Annotated in this window: 12 protein-coding genes; 6 read left to right on the top strand and 6 right to left on the bottom strand. The window is 39.2% G+C overall.

What is annotated here, in order from left to right:
• Positions 1–8: 8 nt before the first annotated feature.
• Both B3E92_RS22370 and B3E92_RS22365 read right to left on the bottom strand, forming a co-directional pair.
• Positions 9–983 (bottom strand): electron transfer flavoprotein subunit alpha/FixB family protein, encoded by a 975-nt coding sequence (locus B3E92_RS22370; protein WP_286767038.1) that lies wholly within the window; start codon positions 981–983, stop codon positions 9–11.
• Between the two features lie 20 nt (positions 984–1003).
• A complete protein-coding gene (locus B3E92_RS22365) occupies positions 1004–1741 on the bottom strand; it encodes an electron transfer flavoprotein subunit beta/FixA family protein (RefSeq protein ID WP_286767039.1) in 738 nt (245 codons plus the stop codon).
• Positions 1742–2142: 401 nt separating this feature from the next.
• Between B3E92_RS22365 and B3E92_RS22360 the strand changes: the two genes are divergently transcribed.
• Both B3E92_RS22360 and B3E92_RS22355 read left to right on the top strand, forming a co-directional pair.
• On the top strand, positions 2143–2475 hold the full coding sequence (locus B3E92_RS22360; RefSeq protein ID WP_286898416.1) for a tetratricopeptide repeat protein: 333 nt from the start codon (positions 2143–2145) through the stop codon (positions 2473–2475).
• A gap of 84 nt (positions 2476–2559) precedes the next feature.
• Positions 2560–2979, top strand: coding sequence for a copper resistance protein NlpE (locus tag B3E92_RS22355; RefSeq protein WP_070565053.1), 420 nt, complete (start codon positions 2560–2562; stop codon positions 2977–2979).
• 171 nt (positions 2980–3150) lie between these two features.
• Here B3E92_RS22355 and B3E92_RS22350 read toward each other — a convergent pair whose 3' ends face one another.
• The 4 genes from B3E92_RS22350 to rsmI all read right to left on the bottom strand — a co-directional run bounded on the left by B3E92_RS22350 (position 3151) and on the right by rsmI (position 7554).
• Positions 3151–4287, bottom strand: a complete 1137-nt coding sequence (locus B3E92_RS22350; protein WP_286898415.1) for a cysteine desulfurase family protein — start codon at positions 4285–4287, stop codon at positions 3151–3153.
• A 208-nt stretch (positions 4288–4495) separates the two neighbouring features.
• Entirely contained in the window at positions 4496–6121 is a 1626-nt protein-coding gene (gene lnt, locus B3E92_RS22345; protein ID WP_286898413.1) for an apolipoprotein N-acyltransferase, read from the bottom strand.
• A gap of 23 nt (positions 6122–6144) precedes the next feature.
• Positions 6145–6846 (bottom strand): PH domain-containing protein, encoded by a 702-nt coding sequence (locus tag B3E92_RS22340; RefSeq protein ID WP_312715832.1) that lies wholly within the window; start codon positions 6844–6846, stop codon positions 6145–6147.
• 42 nt (positions 6847–6888) lie between these two features.
• Positions 6889–7554: a 16S rRNA (cytidine(1402)-2'-O)-methyltransferase gene (gene rsmI / locus B3E92_RS22335; protein WP_083663502.1), complete on the bottom strand. Its 666-nt coding sequence runs from the start codon at positions 7552–7554 to the stop codon at positions 6889–6891.
• A gap of 111 nt (positions 7555–7665) precedes the next feature.
• On the opposite strand from rsmI, the gene B3E92_RS22330 reads away from it, so the two are divergent.
• From B3E92_RS22330 to B3E92_RS22315, 4 genes are all read left to right on the top strand, one after another.
• Positions 7666–8739, top strand: a complete 1074-nt coding sequence (locus B3E92_RS22330) for a class I fructose-bisphosphate aldolase (RefSeq protein ID WP_286709346.1) — start codon at positions 7666–7668, stop codon at positions 8737–8739.
• A 312-nt stretch (positions 8740–9051) separates the two neighbouring features.
• Positions 9052–10323, top strand: a complete 1272-nt coding sequence (serS, locus tag B3E92_RS22325; protein ID WP_286709347.1) for a serine--tRNA ligase — start codon at positions 9052–9054, stop codon at positions 10321–10323.
• A gap of 647 nt (positions 10324–10970) precedes the next feature.
• Positions 10971–14207, top strand: a complete 3237-nt coding sequence (locus B3E92_RS22320; RefSeq protein ID WP_145330281.1) for a SusC/RagA family TonB-linked outer membrane protein — start codon at positions 10971–10973, stop codon at positions 14205–14207.
• A gap of 13 nt (positions 14208–14220) precedes the next feature.
• On the top strand, positions 14221–15711 hold the full coding sequence (locus B3E92_RS22315; RefSeq protein ID WP_286898411.1) for a SusD/RagB family nutrient-binding outer membrane lipoprotein: 1491 nt from the start codon (positions 14221–14223) through the stop codon (positions 15709–15711).
• Positions 15712–16122: the final 411 nt, after the last annotated feature.

Genomic DNA, 16122 nt, shown 5'->3' with positions numbered 1-16122 from the left:
AGAAAGCTTTAAATACCTTTGTAAGCCTTCAATGCCTGCGTTAATTTCGGAACGACGTCGAAAGCATCGCCTACAATTCCATAATCGGCCACTTTGAAAAAGGGCGCTTCTGGATCTTTATTGATGACAACGATTGTTTTAGAAGAGCTTACTCCGGCCAAATGCTGTATTGCTCCGGAGATACCGATAGCAATGTAGAGATTGGGGCTAACAACAATACCTGTTTGGCCTACGTGCTCCGAATGCGGGCGCCAGCCTGCATCAGATACCGGTTTTGAACATGCTGTAGCTGCACCAAGGACGTCTGCAAGTTCTTCCACCATACCCCAGTTCTCGGGGCCTTTTAAACCACGGCCTGCGGAGACGACGATTTCAGCTTCGGGCAGGGAAACTTTGTCTGTTGCTCGAACAATCTCTTTGACCATCGTTGTAAAATCTGTTTGGTCAATATTGGGAGCAAAAGTTTCGACATTTGCGCTACCACCGGTCTCTTTTGTTTCATATGCATTCGGGCTTAGTGCGATGACCTTTATATCCGAGGATAGTTCGAGCGTAGCGAAAGCTTTATTGGAGAACGCTGTTTTTTTGACAGTCAGTTTGTCGCCATTGATTGTGGGCAATTCGAGTGCGCCATCGGCCAGACCAGCCTCCAATTTGGCTGCAATACGTGGAGCGAGTCCCTTACCTGAGAATGAGTTGGACAGCACAAGTATTTTTGAACCGGTACTTTTTACGGCTTCAGCAATGATGCTTGCATACGCTTGGTTTACAAAAGAAGCAAGTTGTTCATTATTGACATTTAATACTTTGGAAGCACCGTACTTGCCTAAACCAGCAAGTTCGTCTTCAGCGACATTTCCGATTGAAATAGCCACAAGATCAGTCTGTATGTTATCGGCGATGGATTTTGCATAAGAAACAACTTCAAAAGCTGATTTTTTGAATTTTCCATCGGTATTTTCTACATATACGAGTATAGACATAGTGTTTTAGCGTTTAAAGATTAAATAACTTTAGCTTCGTCGTGAAGAAGAGAAACTAATTTTTCTACCTCGGCAGCGTCAACAAGTTTGACCGAACCGCGCGGAGCAGGTGTCTCATAGCTGACAATGTGTTCAAGAACGTCTATAGTGGAAGGTTCCAGCACATCCAATGGTTTGGTCCGCGCACTCATAATACCACGCATATTCGGTATTTTTGGCTCGGCAACACCTTCTGCTGTACCAATGACGATGGGCAGCTTTGCTGTCAATACTTCTTTTCCACCTTCAATCTCGCGCTCAACTGTGACTGCGTCGCCCGCAATATCAACTTTTTTGGCAATGGAAACAGAAGGGATATGCAGCAGTTCTCCTACGATTGCTCCCACTTGAGCACCGTTATAGTCGATTGATTCGCGGCCGGTTAAGATCAAATCAAATGCATTGTCTTTGGCATATTGTGCTATCTGATTCGCAACAAACCAAGCATCGCGCGGAACGGCGTTAATCCGTACAGCATTGTCTGCACCAATTGCCAATGCTTTTCGAATGGTTGCATCAGTAGATGCATCGCCCACATTGATGACAGTTACGGTTCCTTTTCCACCTTCGGCCAACTCAACTGCTTTGGATAAAGCAATTTCATCATAAGGGTTTATAATGAATTGTACACCAGCTGTATTAAATGCAGTGTTGTCATTTGTAAAAGTGATTTTGGATGTAGTGTCAGGGACATTACTTATACAAACTAATATTTTCATATACGATTGGTTTTACTCAAACTTACCATATTTTCTTTCAATTAAAAAGTGCTAAGGCGTTTTAAATGCTGTTAAAAAGTTGTCTTGAGATTTTGATGAATTTGTAATTTTACTAGTTTTTTTCTTTTATTTTTTTTGATGTGATATAATATTGATGTGTTTTATTGTCATTTTTGTAATTTTTTATTTTAAATAGCCGGTTCTTGACAATAGATTTATTACGTCAGTAAATTGTCATTTTATATGCTAGCATAGTAATTTTATATAACATCGCAGCTCATTCGGGGTCCCTGTTTATAAAAACCTTTCGTGTGATATGGAGAGACAAGGAATTGTTTTAGTGGATATACAATTAAATTGCATATAATATGCAATTTGTCTAAGTTTGAAATAAAAAAGATATGTCGACACGATTGGATCAACTGAATGAATTTTTGAAAGAGAGCCCTGAAGATCCATTTTTAAAATATGCGATTGCAGCTGAATATCTCAAGCAGGAAGATGAACAAGAGGCCATGGTAAGATTTGAGAATTTAGTACATACGAATCCAGATTATATAGGAACGTATTATCATTTGGGTAAATTGTACGAAAAATTAAATAAACAGGAGTCCGCGATTGATACCTATAGATCCGGAATTGAGATCGCGCGCAAGACGCGTAATTTCCATGCTTTGGGCGAGTTACAAGGTGCATTGTCATTCTTGACAGACGATGATGAAGATGATTTTTAATCTTTTCTAAATTTTTGGTATTTAATTTGTTATGAATTTATTGGTGTAACTGTTAGATGCTGATTTTTTTGAATTTGGAATGAGATGAAAAGGTATATTTGGATTGTGGGTTTGTTATTGACAATTGGAATGGTGGGATGTGATAATCCCAAACAAAGTGTTGCGGTCTATAAAGATAATTTACAAGACCTAAAAGGTAGGGATAAGGCGGAAGTAGTGATTGGTGAATATAGAGGTGTCATGCCTTGTGCGGATTGTGATGGTATAGAAACGCTTATTTCATTGCATGCAGACAACACCTACCAATATTCATCTAAATACCTTAATAAAAGTGATGATGTGTTTATGCGTGAAGGAAAATGGAAATTGGATGGCAACATCATTACATTGGACGGCGTCGACTATAAGTTCAAATTAGGAAATCGGATACTCAGCCAGCTGGATCTTTCCGGAAATGATATTACGGGTGATATTTCCAAATATTATGTCTTGACAAAAAATTGATATATAGCCTAAGGGCTATATTAAAACATAAAAAAGCCGAAAGTATACTTTCGGCTTTTTTATGTTTTTGGATGTATAGCTGTTTTCGGCTATCGAATAAGTTCTTATTGCTACAAGCTTGAGATTTTTTTCTTCACTTGCGGGTCATCCTTGAAGCTATATCTGGAAATGTTATTTGTTCTTTGTACAAAGTTCTTTCAAGGTTGCTACCACAAAATCGACTTCTTCCTTTGTATTATGCTTGCAGAATGAAAAACGAACCGAAGGACGCTCCGAGCTTGATTTGATTGCACCCAATACATGCGATCCGATGTCTGTTCCTGAGCTGCAGGCACTGCCACCAGAACAAGAGATCCCTGCAATATCCAGGTTGAATAAAAGCATGTCGGCAAGGTCACTGCAAGGGAAAGAAACATTCAGTACGGTATACAGTGATTTTTGCGGTTCAATAACACCATTAAAATCAATCTCGGGGATTGCTTTCTGCAACTCGTCGATCATATAAGATTTGAGTCCTTGAATATAAGCGTGGTTTTCTTCCATGTGCTCATAGGCAAGTTCCAAAGCTTTGGCAAGACCCGCTATTCCATAGACATTTTCTGTTCCACCACGCATGTTGCGCTCTTGTGCTCCACCATAGATTAACGGTTTAATCTTGTTATTCGCATTGATGTAAAGAAAACCAACCCCTTTTGGGCCATGGAATTTATGTGCAGCCCCTGTTATAAAATCTATTTTGAGGCTACCAAGATCATGTGGATAATGCCCCATGGTCTGTACCGTGTCCGAATGGAATATCGCATTATACTTTTGGCATAACTCGGATATACGTTGAATATCGTTGAGATTTCCGATCTCATTATTGGCATGCATAATGGAAACAAACGTACGCGGATTGGTACTTAAAAGTTCTTCCAGCTGGTTGAGATTTAAATTACCTTTCTCGTCAACTTCCAATAAGTCGAGGTGCACCTTACCGGCTTTTTCTAGCTCTTCTAAGGTATGTAATACGGCATGGTGCTCAATAGGTGAGGTGATGGCATGGGTTATCCCAAAGTCGGCGATTGACCTAACGATGGCCATATTGTCGGCCTCGGTTCCACCCGATGTGAAGAAGATCTCTGCTGGAGATACATGAAGTAGATTGGCAATCGTTTTACGTGCTTTTTCTACAATTGTTTTTACTTGTCGTCCGTGACTATGGATAGAAGATGGATTTCCAAAGTTATTGTTCATCACATCCACCATTACTTTTATTACTTCAGGATCTAAGGCTGTAGTCGCTGCATTATCAAAATATACTTGCATGCTGCAAAATTACAAATCTCCAAAGTAAATTAAAGGTATTAAATGACTTATTTTTATCATTTTATTTTTCTAATTGTAGCTGACAGTGCTGGCGTAGCGGGTCTCATCAGAATTAGGCTCTTTTGCCTGGAAAGGAATAAGATGAGTATTTTTCCGTTCTGATGAAAAAAATAGCGCCAATCTATTACTTCAGTTTGGCGCTACTTTTCTATTTAGACAAGTTCTCTTTTGGTCTGACCACGATGAGTATCACAATTCCTCCTAGTGCGAGCACCAAACCCAAATAGGCAGCGATATCACCTGCTTGCGTGTAGAACGTAATTTCTTCATTTAAATTAATTTCCTGATTTAAGGCCGCAGGCTGCCACCATTTAGTCTGCTGTACAATATCGCCACGTTGATTGATAAAGCCTGAAATCCCTGTATTTGCCGATCGGGCAACCCAGCGCCTGTTTTCAATCGCACGCAGTTTGGCATACTGTAAATGCTGGTCTTTACCCGAAGTATTGCCCCACCAGCCATCATTAGTGATAATGGCAATAAACTGAGCGCCTTTTTTGACGTATTTGGAAACATAATTGCCCCAGATGGATTCATAACAGATAACGGGTGCGGCACCAATACCGCTCTGGGCATAGAATACGGAAGGTTCAGTCTGTTTTCCGTAGCCACCCGTCGTACCACCGAATGCTTTAAATAAAGGTTTCAGGAAGTTCATCGCTGCCCCAAAAGGCATTTGCTCTACGCCCGGAACGAGTTTGGACTTATGGTAAAACTGAAGTTTGGAGGAATAATCGATCAATGTTGCGGCATTGAAATTATCTTGATATACATTAGGAGCTATTTCACGCGCAGTAGGTGTTTTTGCATAGTTGTACAACTGATAGCTTTCAATACCTGAAAGTACATTACCATTTTTATATTGATCTAAAAATTTTAAAATGCGCTGGTAAGAATAGGTTTCCCTAAAGTTTTCCTCGTCAAAATCGCCGTTCTGTGAAAGTGCAGTTTCAGGCCAGATGAAAAACTCCGTATTGGGTTTGGCGACTGAATTTGATAAGGCGAATAAGGTGTTTAATTGTTCCTCGGGACTTAAATTGAATTTAATATAAGGGTCAATATTCGGTTGAACAACAACAATCTGTGCAGGATTCTGATGTTCTTCATACTTGAAGTAACGTATCAGCGAGTAGGTACTGGGAACTAATAAGACTGCAGCTAAAGAAGCTATCGGAAAGATCTTACGTTTGATCGGATAAAGTCCTTTTCGATTGAGGTAAAGTGTAAATACCAAGATGTTGACGAGCCAGATCCATATTGTTCCGCCATAGACCCCTGTGATGTCATACCATTGGATCAATTGATGAAAACTGGCGAAACCATTGCCCAAAGTCATCCAAGGGAAGGCTAAATCCCAGGATTCGTGTAGAAATTCATAGCTTATCCAGAATCCCATTAATCCGAAAAGGGATAACAGAATGTTCGTTTTACGTCGTAATTGCCCATAAAGCCTGAAAGCTAACGCCATTAAAGCGGCGCCAAGGCAAAAAGGGATCAGACTGATGATAACAGCTGCAAAAGGCGGCATAACTGCCGAAATGGAGTTGTATACCCAATAAATAGAGGCCGTATTCCAGACAACTGCGGTGAGTCCTGTAGTAAGAAATATTTTTCGGCCTTTCTTTTTGAATGTTTCACTCCGGATAATATTTTCCACTGCAATGAGTAGTGGAACAAACCCAATAAATAACAATGGACTGGAATAGGGGATTGGAGGCCAGCCGAACCACAATAAAAAGGCACTTAAAAGTGCCAGTAGATAGTTATTTTTCACTATATATTTTCTCCCATTTATGATTATAAACTGGATAAAACTTCTCTCTTTTTACTCTCGTATTCCTCTTGGGTAATCAATTGTTTGTCGAAGAGTGTTTTTAATTTTTTGAGCTTTAAGGTAATTTCATCATCTTCCTCTTCTTTAACGGGTGGAGCGGGCGGGATGTTTGATACCGTTGGCGCTGGCGGAGTTACTGGTGCCGATACAACAGCTTGAGGTGCCGCCGGAGCTGTAACTGCTGGCTGAACCGGTGTATTATTTTCTGGCCGTTCGATAATCACTTCCTTTGCAACTGTTGGAGCAATGACTATTTTTTCTTTTTCGGCAGCCAATTCCGCTTTTTTATAGTTTTCAAGGGCGGCTTTAATATATTGATACAATTTCCTAGCCTGAACTTTAGGGATATAGTCTATGCTTAAGTTCTCGCCAGTAAATGGTATAACCGTAACTTTTGAACCGAATATTTCTTCCTTAAAGGCAATATCCTTGATATCTTGCCAACCGAAGATTTCAAAATCAGTAGCCAGACCCAGTTTAGTAAATTCGCACATAAATATGCGCTTATTACTGATGGTGATACTATCTGGTAAAATAGTAACTGCAGGTTTCTTTTGAACTGCAATATAATCTATTTTTTCCCCTGGAGTAAGCATATCTTGGACTTTAGTAACCAATTTTTCAATGATTTTTATGTCCTGCCCGTCCTGTGCAAATTGTTCCATGTTCATGTCAAATACTTTTTAATACCTAAAGATTGTCAAAATTTATTCCAATCCCGCTACACAAAATACAAATTCTCCTTTAATCGGATTGTTTTCAAAGTGTAATTTTAAATCAGTTAATGTTCCGCGAACATTTTCTTCATAGAGTTTGCTCAGTTCACGTGATATCGAAGCTTGTCTTTCTGCTCCAAAAACGGTGATAAATTCTTCGATGGTTTTGAGAATACGATGTGGCGACTCGTAGAAGATCATCGTTCTTTTTTCCTCTGCCAAAGCTTTTAAGCGCGTTTGCCTTCCTTTTTTGACGGGTAGAAAACCTTCAAAGCAAAAACGGTCGTTGGGAAGGCCCGAATTGACAAGCGCTGGCACGAAAGCTGTTGCGCCTGGTAAGCACTGCACTTCAAGCCCTTCTTTGATGGCTTCACGCACCAGCAAAAATCCAGGATCTGAGATCGCCGGTGTCCCTGCGTCTGAAATCAATGCAATGTTTTGCCCTTCTTTCAAGAATTTAATGATTTCAGATACCGCTTTATGTTCATTGTGCTGATGATGCGCAAATACTTTTTTGTCGATTCCAAAATGCTTCAAAAGCGGAGCGCTGGTCCTGGTATCCTCTGCTAAGATGAGGTCCACTTCTTTCAGGACATTGATCGCACGGAACGTCATGTCCTCCAGATTGCCAATAGGTGTCGGAACTAAATATAACATGGTCAAAGTTAAGTTTTTTTTACTATATAATATGCGCTAAAACATTCTGTGCTTTTTGGAGTTTTATTTTAAAGATAATGGTAAACTCCATCACTTTATTTTAAATAAATTATGCAATACATTGAAAAAATACAGGCACATCTGGGTGCTGAAGCGAGTTATTTGTTAGAATTTGATCAACCCGCAGTTTCCAAAACAATACTTCATCTTCCACAAGCAGGATTTATTGACCAAGTATATAGTTCGAGTGACCGTAGCCCGCAGGTCTTGCGGAGTTTGGGGCAACTTTTTGGAACGGGTCGGTTAGCCAATACCGGGTATCTTTCGATATTGCCCGTAGATCAGGGAATCGAACACAGTGCAGGAGCTTCTTTTGCGCCAAATCCTCAGTATTTTGATCCGGAAAATATTGTCAAGCTAGCTTTGGAAGGAAACTGCAATGCCGTGGCATCTACCTTTGGTGTCTTAGGAGCCGTTGCCCGAAAGTATGCACACAAGATTCCGTTTCTGGTTAAAATCAATCATAATGAACTATTGACCTATCCCAATCGAGCCGACCAAATCTTGTACGGAACAATTCGCGAAGCCTGGAATATGGGGGCAGTTGCGGTAGGGGCGACCATCTATTTTGGATCTGAGGAATCAGACCGTCAGATTATCGAAGTGGCAAAAGCATTTGAAGAAGCACATTCTTTGGGGATGGCGACGGTATTATGGTGTTATCTGCGCAACTCGGCCTTTAAAGTAGGTGATAAAGATTATCATTTAGCAGCGGATCTTACCGGACAGGCCAATCATTTGGGCGTAACGATCAAAGCGGATATCATTAAGCAAAAACTACCCGAATTAAACGGAGGCTTTAAAGCATTAAATATGGGGAAAAGTAGTTATGGAAAGCTGGATGAACGCATGTATACACAGCTTTCTTCCGATCACCCTATTGATTTATGCCGCTACCAGGTGCTTAATTGCTTTGCCGGTCGGGCTGGCTTGATCAATTCTGGTGGAGCTTCGGGACAGAATGATATCCAGGAAGCTGTAAAAACTGCGGTTATCAACAAGCGTGCAGGTGGCACAGGGTTGATCTCCGGCCGTAAGGCTTTCCAAAAGCCAATGAATGAAGGTGTCGCATTATTACATGCCATTCAGGATGTTTATTTATGCGATGAGGTAAGCATTGCTTAGCAAATGCGCATCACATGAGTTCATCAGGTTGAATCTCAGCATAGGGCTTTGAATATAGATCGAATTATAGAGCGTATCGATTAGGCGTCTAATGGATACGCTCTTTCTATGGATCATGGGTTATAAACATCGGTTCCATGGAAGATTGGTCTTTCATGGGCTGATGGATGTTAGCCGATGCGGTGTAATGAAAATAGAGCGCCGTAAAGTAGTCAAAAAGCCTTTTGGATGGTGGTTTAGGAATAAAATTGCTTGTAAATAAAGGCAAATTTATCTAAGTTTGTTCACTATTTTAAATAACACATTGATATTATGTTGCAATTGAATTATATCCGTGAGAACAGGGATACGGTAATCGAAAGATTGGCTGTCAAGCATTTCAAGGAAATTGGATTGGTCGACGAAATCATCAGTTTAGATGAAGAGCGTCGTAAGATCCAATCGGAATCTGACACACTTTCGGCAGAGGCTAATGCGGCAGCAAAACAGATTGGAGATCTGATGCGCCAAGGTAAAAAAGAAGAAGCTGAAACCGTTAAATCCAAATCCTCGGGATATAAAGAGCAAGTGAAGCAACTTTTGGATCAATTGGGTACAATTGAGGCACAATTGAATGAGAAGATCGTACAATTACCTAATTTACCGCATCAATCGGTTCCAGCAGGAGTAAGTGCTGAGGACAACGAAGTTGTTTTGAGCCATGGCGAAATCCCGGCTTTGTCGGAGGAGGCATTGCCGCATTGGGAATTGTTGAACAAATATGATATTGTTGATTTAGAGCTTGGCGTAAAAGTTGCCGGTGCAGGTTTTCCTATCTATAAAGGTAAAGGTGCTAAATTGCAACGGGCATTGATCAATTTCTTTTTAGATCAGGCCGCAGAAGAAGGTTATGAGGAAGTACAGGTGCCCATTTTGGTCAATGAAGATTCTGCATTTGCTACGGGACAATTACCGGATAAAGAAGGACAGATGTACTATGTGGGTAACGACAATCTGTATTTGATCCCTACAGCTGAAGTTCCGGTCACCAACATTTATAGAGACGAGATTGTGAAAGAAGCACAGTTTCCAATTAAACATTGTGCTTATACACCATGTTTCCGTCGTGAAGCAGGTTCATATGGGGCACATGTACGTGGATTGAACCGACTACACCAATTTGACAAAGTGGAGACGGTGCAGCTTGTACATCCTGAAAAGTCTTATGAAGTGCTCGAGGAAATGAGTTTATACGTACAGCGTCTGTTGCAGAAATTAGAGCTTCCTTACCGTGTATTGCGCCTTTGCGGTGGAGATATGAGTTTTACTTCTGCATTGACCTATGACATGGAAGTGTATAGTTCTGCTCAGAAACGTTGGTTAGAAGTATCTTCCGTTTCCAATTTTGAAACTTATCAAGCGAATCGTTTGAAAGTCCGTTTTAAAAATGCTGATGGCAAGATGCAGCTGGCACATACCTTGAACGGTTCGGCGTTAGCTTTACCACGTATTGTCGCAGCGCTATTGGAGAATAATCAAACGGAAAAAGGAATTAAGATTCCTGCAGTTTTGGTGCCGTACACTAAATTTGAGTATATCGATTAAATATCAATAAATAAGTTGCTTTTGCACTAATTTAACATCACAGTGAAAGACGCTCAGCCTGAGAAGGTAGAGCGTCTTTTTTTTGTTATAATTCGATTTTAAAGTGTTTAGAATCATTATAAATTACTTGTGTTTTAATACAGAAAAATAATAGAATAACATGTTAACGTTTTCTTATAACATTGTTAATGTTTTGTTAATTATGGCTGATTCCGTATAAAATTCTGTTTGAAAATTGTTTGAAGAATTTTTATTCTAAAATGATTCTTTTGTAACAATTTGTAAAATTGTGAACTTATTATTGCGGTATTTCCTGTTTTCTGGAGATTATGTTAAAAAACTTGTAAAAGCAACTTTGGCTTTCTATATTTGACACCGCTAATAAAAATCGCACTAACTATTATTTACTGTAAATGCTGAAAAGAGCAAATTTTACAGCTGGATATTTATCTAAGGACTGACCCTGCATCTACCTGGGGCCCGCTTTTCCAAAAATATTTTCAACTGTTACTGAATAAACTGCAATAGCATGTTATGTTTTTGCTGTTTATTGTCTAGGCAATTTATGTTTAGACGGTTATGATAACGGATATAATTTATATCAATATATAGGATTAGAAAAAATAATAAAATTAACTAACTAAAACATGAAACAAACATTACTAAGTTTTCTTGTTGGCGGTATGATTCTGACTTCGGTTGCATTCGCTCAAGAAAAGAAGATTAGTGGTCGTGTTACATCTGCTGACGGTAAAGCAATACCAGGGGTGACAGTAGTTGTACAAGGAACTAATCAGGCAACGCAGACTGATACTGATGGTAATTATTCATTGAATGTACCGGCAGGTAAGGTTGTCGTATTCCGTTCCGTTGGTTTTGATGATAAAACTATTATTGTTAATAACAACAGTACGGTATTCAATGTCTCTTTAGTAAATCATGACAATGCTTTGGAAGAAGTTGTTGTTACAGCAAATGCAATTAAGAGGGAGAAACGTTCGTTAGGTTATTCTGCGCCAACAATTAAGAGCGACGAATTGACAGAAGGCCGTAATTCGAGTGCGATCAATTCTTTAGCTGGTAAAGTTGCAGGGGTAAACATTACCTCTACATCAAATTCTCCAGGTAGTTCATCTCGTGTTGTATTACGTGGTGGTTCTTCTATTGCTGGAAATAACCAAGCACTGATTGTTGTTGATGGTACGCCGATTGATAATACAAGTAAAGTTGGTGGATCAAGTGATCTTTCAAGTGTGGATTTTGGTAACCGTGGTAATGATATCAATCCGGATGATATCGAATCCGTGACCGTATTAAAAGGCCCTGCGGCGGCGGCATTGTATGGTTCAAGAGCTTCGAATGGTGCGTTGATCATTACAACGAAAAGTGGAAAAAAAGGTGCGAAAAGTGCCATTACATTTAGCTCCACCAATACATTGTCTTCTATTTTGAAGTTACCTGAATTTCAAAATGAATACGGACAAGGCTATGCTGCATTTGATGAAAAGACAGGAGCTTTTATTGATTATGTGAATGATCCGAGGGAAAATGGTTCGTGGGGAGCTCCTTTTACAGGCAATGTTCAAGAATGGGGACAGGCGATAGATGGCGTTCGCCAGAAGAAAGCTTATTCTGCAGTAAAAGATAATGTACGCGATTTCTTTGATCTGGGTATTGCTTCTGACAATAACCTTAGTTTTTCAGGCGGTTCAGAAAAGTCTACATTCTATCTGGGATTAAATGCCTTGAATTCAAATGGTGTTTATCCTGGGAAGAAAGATAACTACAATAAATATGGTGTCAGATTTAATGGAACCACGGAATTCTCTGATAAATTCAGTGCCGGTGTTTCTGTAAATTATAGCCGTATTAACAGTAACAATGTCGGTGGTGGCCAAGGCGGTGGTTCTGTTTATAACAACCTATTGCAGACCCCGCGCGATATTGATGTTAAAGGATTGAAAGATCTTTCAAATCCGTATAATGCGTATGGATATACGGATGCAAACGGTGTTTTGCATGATGATGTATACGGTTATTACGGTGCTTATACCATGAACCCTTATTGGGTATTAGCGAATTATAATAATTACAATGATGTGAACCGCATTATGGGGAACTTCAATGTGAATTATAAGCCGACCGAATGGTTAACATTTCAAGAACGTGTAGGTTTAGACAATTATACCGATCGTAGAAGAGCGCAGTCTCCAAAATATAGCTACCTGCCTGCTGATAACTCTACAGGTAATTATGTGAAAGGAAACGTTCAAACGGATCCAGGAAGTTATAGAATCGATCAATTTAATGTGAATGAAATTGTACATGATTTCATGGCAACCGCTACTCATAAATTTAATGAGGACTGGGATGCATCATTTATGATTGGTAATAATATTCGTCAACGCAAAACTTCGAATAATAGCACTGCTACCAATTCAAGTGGAGGACTTGTAGTACCAGGTTGGTATAATTTAGCTAACTCGAATGGTCCATTGGATCTAATCGAAGATACTTGGAGCAATCGTCGTTTAGTAGGTGTTTATGGAGATTTGAATGTTTCGTATAAAAATATAGCTTATTTACAAGCTACAGCACGTAACGATTGGTCATCCACTTTGCCAAAACAAAATAATTCTTTCTTTTACCCAAGCGTAAGTGGATCATTTGTTCTATCTGAATTGTTTAAACCTGAATTGAAGAGCAAGTTCAATTATGCCAAATTACGTGCAAACTGGGCGCAAGTTGGTTCAGATACAGATCCATATCAATTAATTACAACGTTCTCTAGAAGTACGATTGCTGGCGGTTTTGGTTCAACAACTTTTCCATTTGGAAACGTATCCGCGTTGATGTCAAGTAATACAATTGGAAATGCAGGTTTGAAACCTGAAATCACAACATCATTCGAAGTAGGTGCTGAATTAGGTTTCTTAAATAATCGTCTTTACGCAGATTTCACTTATTACAAAAATAATTCGAAAAATCAAATCCTAAGTATTCCAATTCCAGTTTCAACAGGTTACGGATTTGCCTTGGTAAATGCTGGTAAGGTCCAAAATAATGGTGTTGAATTGACATTGAGAGGAACACCGGTGAAAACAGAGAATTTGACATGGGAATTGTTTGGAACATTCACAAAAAATAACAGTAAAGTTATCGAATTGATGCCCGGTGTAGAACAGGTTTCTGTCGGTGGTTTCTCTGGTATGAATATCGTGGCAGCGGTAGGTCGTCCATATGGTGAGTTTTATGGAGTTACAAATGCTACGGACGCTCAGGGTCGTACGATTGTAGATCAGGCATCCGGTATGCCATTAGCTACTGAAAAACCACAATATTTAGGTACCTATAATCCAGATTTCCAAGCATCCTTGGGTACTAACCTGACCTACAAAAATTGGTCAATGAGTGCTTTATTTGATACAAAACAAGGCGGTGTATTCTTTTCAAGAACAAAAGATATCATGGCTTTCGTTGGAACATCTGCTGAAACCGGTGGTGAGCGAATTGCACAGATTTTCCCAAATTCTGTCTACTTGGATGATAACGGAAACTCTATTGAAAATACATCGGTAACCTACGATAAGCAAAATTACTATGGTTCACTGGAGTCTGGAATGAATGTAGTGGACGCAACTTACATCAAGCTTCGTAACTTGACACTGAGCTATAAATTCACGAAAAATCAATTGAAAAACACGCCTTTTGGAGCTGCTTCTATTGGTTTGTTTGGAAATAACCTGTTTATCTGGACGCCAAGCGAAAATAAATATGCTGATCCGGAGGTGAATTCATCAGGTGCTGGTAATGCACAAGGTTTTGATTTTACCGCACAACCTTCACTGCGTAACTATGGCATTAATGTTAAAGTTTCATTTTAAAAGCGAATAAAGTATGAAAACTATAAAATTTAATAATACCAAGAAATTCCTAGTTGTGGCTTTAGTTGCGACAATGGGCTTGACTGGATGTAATAAATTCTTGGATATCAATGAGAATCCAAATAACCCGGAGTCAGCAACACCTAGTTTGTTATTGCCGACAGTAGAAGCCTCAATCAGTCAGGTGGTTGGAAATTCTTTTCAGGTATTTGGTAATATTTGGGGACAGTATTGGACACAAAACCCAACGTCTTCTCAATATAGAGTTATCGATCAGTATAGAATCACCAATACTTCTATGGATAGAGTTTGGGGTAATATCTACAGGGGAACTTTAAACAACGCTGAATTGATTATCAATTCAAAAGTGGCGGATAACGAAAATTATAAAGGTATCGCTCACATTTTGAAAGCTTATGCATATCAGGTTGCAACCGATGCTTTCGGGGATATTCCGCTTTCTGAAGCATCAAAGGCTGATGGAAATTTGAGTCCAAAATATGAAGCTCAGGAAGTTGTATACGATTCAATTTTTAATTATATTGATAAAGGACTATCTTTACTAGCTGTGAAACAAGCAATTCCAGTAGCAAGTCAGGATATTATTTTCAATGGCGATCTTGAAAAATGGAAGGCTTTTGCTAATACCTTAAAATTAAGAGCTTATTTACGCCTTTCTAATGTGAACGCAACCAAAGCTGCTGCAGGTATTAAAGCACTTTATGCGAGCAATGCTGTTTTCTTGAATCAAGATGCGACAATCACTTATACAACAACAGGGGGTAATGAAAATCCTTTCTACAATGAAATGGTTGGTTTAGGAAAAACTCAAAATGTTGTAGCTAGTGGAACCGTTGTGCAAGCTTTTGTCAAAAATAATGATCCTCGCAGATTTGCTTTCTATGACAAAGTTGAATACACAGATCCAGAAACGAACGAACCAAAGATACAGGATACAATTGCTTACATTGCTCAAGGGACGTATTCAAGTAATTCAAAAAAATTAGTATCTACTCCTTCTCCAATGGTTGGAGGTAATGCCATGAGTCAAACATCTGCAGTAGCACCAGTAAAACTGTTTTCTGCAAGCGAAAGTTTGTTCTTACAGGCTGAGGCAGTTGTAAGAGGTTGGGGAACGGGAGATGCACAGAGCTTATATAGTGCTGGTATTACAGAGAGCTTTAAAGCAACAGGTAACGCCGCAGATGCTGCCAAATATATTGCTGATGCGCCAGATGCTAAATTCACTGGCGATGTGGAGGCTAAAGTAAAAGCTATTATCACACAAAAGTATTATGCAATGTGTGGTTTCCAAGGCTTCGAAGCTTGGACTGAATGGCGAAGAACGGGGTATCCAACCTTCTTTGTTAAATCTGCAGCTTCAACTTTAGGTGAAGACAGAATGCCTTTGCGCATGCCTTACGCACTTAGTGAAGCAACAACAAATAGCAATTATCCAGGTAACGTTGTAATCTATACACCGGTATGGTGGGACGTTAAGTAGTCTCTTAGATTATATGCTTGTGGGAGCGGCAATTTCGAAAGAAATTGCCGCTTTTTTTCGCTATAAATAGCAGGGATATCCATACTTAATTTTATTGGAAAAATTTGGGGTTGAGCCCCGACATATTTTCTGGCTCATCAAAAAACACAAGGAAATCCCAATTATTTTACTGTGCTTTCTATAATATCCTGTTTCATCCATGTTTAGTTTAATAAAGGTGACTAGGTTTGTTTTATTCAAGAGAATATTTGAATAATAGATCTCGAAAGTGATAGTTTTCTGAAAATTATCATTTTGTTGTTAGGAAGGCCAAAAAAAGTAAATAATGTACATTACAACATCTCTACCGAATGGTTGAAAAAATAAGTAGCTCTTATTTTTTATGATTCTAGTTAAATAGCTAAAAGCTCC

The organism is Sphingobacterium sp. UBA6317 (assembly GCF_002440385.1).
GTDB classification, from domain to species: Bacteria; Bacteroidota; Bacteroidia; order Sphingobacteriales; family Sphingobacteriaceae; genus Sphingobacterium; species Sphingobacterium multivorum.
Note: the sequence above shows the minus strand (reverse complement) of the source record. Positions and strands in the feature narration are given on the sequence as shown.

Excerpts from the sequence above, each read along its gene's own strand:
- B3E92_RS22360 (WP_286898416.1), top strand. The coding sequence starts at position 2,143 with ATGTCGACACGATTGGATCAACTGAATGAATTTTTGAAAGAGAGCCCT.
- B3E92_RS22340 (WP_312715832.1), bottom strand. The coding sequence starts at position 6,846 with ATGGAACAATTTGCACAGGACGGGCAGGACATAAAAATCATTGAAAAA.
- rsmI (WP_083663502.1), bottom strand. The coding sequence starts at position 7,554 with ATGTTATATTTAGTTCCGACACCTATTGGCAATCTGGAGGACATGACG.
- B3E92_RS22330 (WP_286709346.1), top strand. The coding sequence starts at position 7,666 with ATGCAATACATTGAAAAAATACAGGCACATCTGGGTGCTGAAGCGAGT.
- B3E92_RS22355 (WP_070565053.1), top strand. The coding sequence starts at position 2,560 with ATGAAAAGGTATATTTGGATTGTGGGTTTGTTATTGACAATTGGAATG.
- B3E92_RS22315 (WP_286898411.1), top strand. The coding sequence starts at position 14,221 with ATGAAAACTATAAAATTTAATAATACCAAGAAATTCCTAGTTGTGGCT.
- serS (WP_286709347.1), top strand. The coding sequence starts at position 9,052 with ATGTTGCAATTGAATTATATCCGTGAGAACAGGGATACGGTAATCGAA.
- B3E92_RS22370 (WP_286767038.1), bottom strand. The coding sequence starts at position 983 with ATGTCTATACTCGTATATGTAGAAAATACCGATGGAAAATTCAAAAAA.
- B3E92_RS22350 (WP_286898415.1), bottom strand. The coding sequence starts at position 4,287 with ATGCAAGTATATTTTGATAATGCAGCGACTACAGCCTTAGATCCTGAA.
- B3E92_RS22320 (WP_145330281.1), top strand. The coding sequence starts at position 10,971 with ATGAAACAAACATTACTAAGTTTTCTTGTTGGCGGTATGATTCTGACT.
- B3E92_RS22365 (WP_286767039.1), bottom strand. The coding sequence starts at position 1,741 with ATGAAAATATTAGTTTGTATAAGTAATGTCCCTGACACTACATCCAAA.